The organism is Fibrella rubiginis (assembly GCF_017353185.1).
Taxonomy (GTDB): Bacteria; Bacteroidota; Bacteroidia; order Cytophagales; family Spirosomataceae; genus Fibrella; species Fibrella rubiginis.
In genome coordinates this window covers 1-3,693 of sequence record NZ_JAFMYV010000025.1, presented here as the reverse complement: position 1 = coordinate 3,693, position 3,693 = coordinate 1, and the positions used below count along the sequence as shown (strand labels likewise).

Here is a 3,693-nt window from a genome sequence, read left to right as displayed (position 1 = left end):
ACGGATTATTAACACCAGTATCACCTGCGCCAACAACGAACCGGCCGTAGCCATTTCTACGCAGGTTACGGGTGGTGCCCCACCGGTTGCTTACGCCTGGTACCGGTCAAACGCAACCGGCGTGATTTCAACGGAAGCCAACCCGGCTTTCACCACGCCCGACACCTACAGCGTCGTTGTGACCGACGCCAACGGCTGCTTAAGCAACACGGCTACCGTAGATGTGGTAACGCCTGATCCACTGGCCGTTAACGCCCAGACAACCAATGCCCTTTGCTACAACGGACAAGGTCAGATTACGGTGAAAGTAAGCGGTGGTCACGGTCCCTACACGGTCAGCTATTACAACACCGGAGGTCTTATGTCGTCAACCACAACCTCAGGCACCAGCACTTACCAGACAGAAGCTGGCAGCTACACCATTGTAGTGGCCGATGCCAACGGCTGTTCGCTCACGCAGACGGCCACGCTTACGCAGCCTCCTCTGCTCCAGGTTTCGCTAACAAACGGTGGACCGGTATGTGCCGGACAAAACACGGGTACCATCAGCAGTTCAGTGTCGGGTGGCACCGCACCGTACACCTATTCATGGACCGGCCCAACAAGCAACGGGGCTACCACGGCAAATCTGACCGGGCTAAGCGGCGGCACCTATTCGGTGGTCGTTACGGATGCCAATGGCTGTTCAACAACACAGGCAACGACGCTGACAACTAATCCGCTGCCAAGCGCACCGACCGCCTCAGTTACACAACCTACCTGCGTAACCACCACAGGCACGATCCAGATACAGACCCCCACCACGGGTGTACAGTATAGCTTTGACAATGGCCAGTCGTACCAGACGTCGCCAACGTTAGCAGGACGGGCACCCGGTGTCTATCAGTTAAGGGTAAAAGATAATGCCACCGGCTGCGTATCAACCGCCACGAGTGTTACGGTAAACGCGGTTCCGTCGCCGCCAGTAGCGTCTATCGCAGGCAACACGGCCTACTGCGAAGGGTTCCCCATTAGCCTGACAGCCAGCCCAACCAGTAGCGTTACCTACGCCTGGAGTGGTCCCGGCGGCAACCTGGGCAGCACCAACCCGCTGGTTATTCCGAACGCCACACCAGCCCAGTCGGGTACGTACCGCGTCACGGTGACCGACGTAAACGGTTGTACCGCCACTGCCAGCAGCGTCATTACGGTGAACCCAGCCATTGTGGCAACGGTAAACAGTGCGACCCTAACCTGCGCGTACCCCACCCGCACCCTGACGGTCAGCAGCAGCCAGACCGATCTGGTGTATCAGTGGCGCGGACCAGGCGGATTCACGGCCAGCACCCAGAGCGTAACAGTAAGCGTGGTAGGCACCTACACGGTGATTACGTCGGGGGCACAAACCGGCTGCTCAACCACCGCTACCGCCAGCGTTACGCAGGATCTGACTCTGCCCGTGACAACGGTGAACAGCGCTACGCTGACCTGCTATGACCCGTCAGCCACGCTGACAGCCACCAGCACCCCCGCCAACACCACTTACGAGTGGACCGGGCCATCGGGTTTTGCTGCCAGCACGGCCAGCATCACCACAACGATTCCGGGCATTTACACGGTGATATCGACCAATCCGCAAACGGGTTGCAGCACGACGCTAACCACCACAGTAGTACAGGATCCGGGTGTGCAGGCTACCATCACCCAGAGCGGCTGCCGCAACAACGGCACCGATGCTACCGTCGCGGACGATTATTACACCATCACGATCCAGGCCACCAACACGGGCAATTCGGGCACGTATGAAGTGGTAATTGGCGCCAATCCCGACGGTAGAGGCGGCACCGTACTGAACCCCGGCGGCACGGCCTTTGGGTCGGCGGTAACGGTAGGCGACGTGGGTCAGGTAAACGCCAAAGGCTTCAAGGCCGACGGCACCACGCTCTACCCCATCCTGATTCGCACCACGGGCACACCCACCTGCCGGACCTACCGCCTCACGGGCGAGGTAAGCCCCTGTTCAACCTGCCAGTACACCCCCTGCAAACCAGTAATCGTACGCAGGCGATAAGTTAGTCTAAACTCATTTTTCACGCTTAACCCATTACCTACCAATGCTTTACTCCAACTTGTCAAAGTTCAAACTCAAACTGGTCACTCTCTACTTTCTCTTCACTTTATGACAACGTTTATCCAACTACGATCGCTGTCCCGGCTCTGTTCGGTCAGCCTTATCGTGGCACTCCTGTGGGGGCTGTGTCCACGTGTTTTTGCCGCCCCCAGGCCCCTACGTCCCGGCCCTGTCAACGGGCAGAACTACGTGTTCCGCGACAATAACCTCAATGGCATTTACGACGCGGGTGATACGGGTATTGGTGGCGTGAAAGTATACCTGTACCGTGAACCAGACGGCTTGCTGCTCGAAACAGCCACCACGGCGTCGGGCACGGGTTTATTCTCGTTCACTACGGTTGGTCAAACTGGCGTTGCCTACAGTTTCCGGATCAAAGCGGCCGATGCGCCGGCAAACCTCAAGCTCATTGCTGCCAATCAGGCCGGCGATGACGTCAACGACAGCGACGCTGCGTTACGGGGTAGCACGGCGGTAATCGACGCCCAGTACACAGCATCAGGGTTCAGCGGTAATTACAGTTTTGGTTATAGCGATGGTGACTCCGATATGGTACTCACCGCTTTGAGCGATAGCTACAGCGTAGTACGTGGCGGTCAGGCTACGTTCACCCTTAGCGTCTCGAACGTAGGGGGCAGCACAGCAACGGGCGTTGTCGTGCGCGACACACTCGCCCTCGGCATGAGCCTGGTATCGGCCTCACCTACTGCCACCACAGCCACCCTGGCATCGGGTCAGGTGCAATTGACCTGGAACCTGGGCAACGTAACGGCTGGCGCCAGTAGTACGTATACCATGCGGGTACAGGCTGACGCCGACGGGGTGTTGACCAACGTAGCGGGCGTATCGACCAGTTCGTCCGACGCCACACCACGCAATAATCTGGCCCGCGCTTCATTCACGGTGCCGATGAAAATATGCCCCGGCGAAAGTTACGTGGCCAATCTGACGCCCGACGAGACCAACGTGGCCTGGTTCCGCAATGGTGTGCAGGTAGCCACCGGCAACAGCTACACCATCACATCGTCAGGTTCGTATAACTACACCGCCACCTCGGCCAACACCGATTGTCAGCCCGGCGGTTGCTTACCCCTCATCATGTATGACGGTGGTGTACCCAACCTGAGTATTACCCCCGCCGCTACATCTATCTGCGCCGGTACCTCAACGGTGTTAACGGCTGACAACTGCACCGACGGCAGCATTCTCTGGAACACGGGCAGCAGCGCGAGCAGCATCACCATAGCGCCACCCGTAGGCAACAATGTGTACTCGTTCACCTGTACGCCCAATTCGGCCAGCGCCTGCCCCGCCTCGACAAGTGCCACTGTAACGGTGAACCCATCGGTAACGGCCACTATGACCAGCGCCACCATCTGCGATGGCACCTCGGCTACGCTCATCGCCAGTGGCGGGGCAAGCTACCTCTTTAGCAACGGCACCAGCAACACGACGGGTATCCTGGCAGTCTCTCCACGCGCCACGACCATCTACTCGGTAACGGTGACCAGCGGCGACGGTTGTTCAGCCATCACCTCAGGCACGGTGACGGTCAACCCCGCCGTAACGGCCACCATGACCAA

1 protein-coding gene and 1 pseudogene are annotated in these 3,693 nt (G+C 58.7%); both read left to right on the top strand.

The window, feature by feature from the left end; all coding sequences use genetic code 11:
* Positions 1–2,050: pseudogene (locus J2I47_RS26250) on the top strand (SprB repeat-containing protein); the annotation flags it as partial.
* Positions 2,051–2,158: 108 nt separating this feature from the next.
* The coding region (locus J2I47_RS26245; RefSeq protein ID WP_207367604.1) for an SdrD B-like domain-containing protein at positions 2,159–3,693 on the top strand (1,535 nt) is incomplete at its 3' end.